Below are 2,551 nucleotides of genomic sequence, written 5' to 3' on the forward strand. Positions count from 1 at the left end.
ATTAACTAATTAAACTTGAAGTAGTAGGAGGTGAAAACTGTTACCAGAAAACAAAAGCATTATAAAACTAATAGTCAACTTAAAAACTATAATAAGAAACATATAGTAGTTGAACAAATAGTTTTATAAGTTTTCAGGGACAAAAGATATGGCTCGAATAATCACAATATTTAATCAAAAGGGTGGAGTTGGTAAAACAACAACAGTGATAAATTTGGCTTCTGCTTTGGGAAAATTAAATAAAAAAACACTAATTGTAGATGTGGATCCACAGGGAAATGCAACTAGTGGCTTAGGTATTGATAAAAATAGTTTAGAATTGTCAGTTTATGATGCATTAATTAACCATACGGATTTAAATCAGATAGTAAGAAAAACTTCAGCAGAGAATGTAGATATTATTCCTTCTAATGTGGATTTAGCTGGTGCAGAAATTGAATTAATTAGTATGGAGAATAGGGAATTGTCATTAAAAAAATCTTTAATTAGTATAAAAGAGAAGTATGACTTTATACTAATTGATTGTCCTCCTTCTTTAGGTTTATTAAGTATCAATGGTTTATCTGCTTCCCATAGTGTACTAGTACCCATCCAATGTGAATACTATGCCTTAGAGGGAGTTAGTCAGTTGGTAGATACTATAATGCTAGTAAAAAGAAGCCTTAATCCTGACTTGGAAATAGAAGGTGTAGTTTTGAGCATGTTTGATGGTAGGACTAATTTGTCAATACAAGTTGTAGATGAAGTGAAAAAATATTTTAAAGGTAAAGTTTACACATCTATTATACCTAGAAATGTAAGGTTAGCTGAGGCTCCTAGCTATGGTTTATCAGCTATAGATTATGACTCTAGATCTAAAGGAGCAGAAGCTTACATGGAGTTAGCTGAAGAATTTTTATATTTACTAGATTAAGTAAGATAAAATCAAGGAGGTGAAAACCGTTGCTAATAAACTATTTATAATGAAAGTTATTTTTTATTAGTTTGAGTAACGGGATTTTAGATGGTTGCAAAAAAAAGAGGTTTAGGAAAAGGATTGGCTGCTTTAATTCCAAATGAGCCTGTAGTTGACTTAATGAACAGTGAATCGGATTTTAAAAACATACAAAATATTAAAATATCGTCTATAACACCAAATGAAGATCAGCCTAGAAAAGATTTTGATAAAAAATTATTAAAAGAATTAACAGATTCTATTAAACAATATGGGGTTATACAACCTATAGTTGTAAGAAAAAAGAATGATATATTTGAAATAATTGCAGGAGAAAGAAGATGGAGAGCAGCTAAAGCTGCTGGACTGACGGAGGTACCATGTATTGTCAAAAAAGTAGATGATAAACAAGCGATGAAATTAGCATTAATTGAAAATTTACAAAGAGATAATTTGAATCCTATTGAAGAAGCTTATGCTTTTGAAGGTTTAATTAAAGAACATAATTTAACACAGGAGGAAGTTGCCTCTGCAATAGGGAAGAGTAGATCCTATATAGCAAATACTATAAGATTGTTAAAATTAGATGATGAAATTAAAGATTATATTTCTAAAGGTAAATTGTCTAGTGGTCATGGAAGAGCTTTATTAGGCATTAAAAATAAAGAAGAAATGATAAAAACAGCTCAAAATATAATGAACAACAATATGAATGTGAGAGAAACTGAAAAAGTAGTCAAAGATAGAAAGAAAAAAAAGCCAAAGAAAAATCAAGTACAAAAAGACCCCTTCGTTTTAGAAATGGAGGAAAAACTTATGAGAGTGCTTGGTACTAAAGTTACATTAACTACTAAAAAAGATGGAGGAGTAATTTCCATTGAATTTTATGGAGATGAAGATTTGGAAAGGTTATTAGATTTAATGGTTAAATAATTTAAAATGTTTCACGTGAAACATTTTATGAAAGGATGATTTAAATGGGATTAACAATATATCAAGTTGATGCCTTTGCTTCTGAAGCATTTGGAGGAAATCCTGCAGGGGTAGTACCAGATGCTAGAGGATTATCAGAAGTAGATATGCAAAATATTGCAAAAGAAATGAATCTTTCAGAGACTGCATTTATAATTCCTATAGATGAATATAATTATAAAGTGAGGTTTTTTACTCCAATTAGTGAAGTAGATCTTTGTGGTCATGCTACTATAGGGTCCTTTTATCTTCTAGCTTATAAAAATATTATAAAACCTATTAATGAAGGAATTAAAAAAGTATATCAAGAAACTAAAGCAGGTAGATTAGGTGTTGAAATTTATTATGATAAAGGCAAAGTTGAAAAGGTAATGATGGAACAATCTAAACCAAAGGACATAGGGAGACTTGAGGATATTGATTTATTACTAGAATGTTTTAATTTAGAAAAAAAGGATATTGGCATAGAAGGGAAATTTATTAATCCTAAGATTATATCTACAGGATTACTAGATCTTTTTTTACCACTAAATGATAAAAAAACATTGGACAATCTAAAGGTGGATTTTAATAAAATAATTGAATTATCAAAAAAAGCGAAAGTTACAGGTATCCATGTTTTTTACTTATCAGAAAAAAACTCAG

At 29.4% G+C, this 2,551-nt stretch carries 3 protein-coding genes; all 3 read left to right on the forward strand.

The window, feature by feature from the left end; translation table 11 throughout:
* The first annotated feature begins 148 nt into the window (after positions 1–148).
* Positions 149–913: a ParA family protein gene (locus VK998_RS02135; protein ID WP_325224963.1), complete on the forward strand. Its 765-nt coding sequence runs from the start codon at positions 149–151 to the stop codon at positions 911–913.
* Between the two features lie 90 nt (positions 914–1,003).
* Positions 1,004–1,867: a ParB/RepB/Spo0J family partition protein gene (locus VK998_RS02140; protein ID WP_325224965.1), complete on the forward strand. Its 864-nt coding sequence runs from the start codon at positions 1,004–1,006 to the stop codon at positions 1,865–1,867.
* Positions 1,868–1,911: 44 nt separating this feature from the next.
* A partial coding sequence (locus tag VK998_RS02145; protein WP_325224966.1) for a PhzF family phenazine biosynthesis protein occupies positions 1,912–2,551 on the forward strand: 640 nt, incomplete at its 3' end.

Source organism: Schnuerera sp., from assembly GCF_035459645.1.
Taxonomy (GTDB): domain Bacteria; phylum Bacillota; class Clostridia; order Tissierellales; family Tepidimicrobiaceae; genus Schnuerera.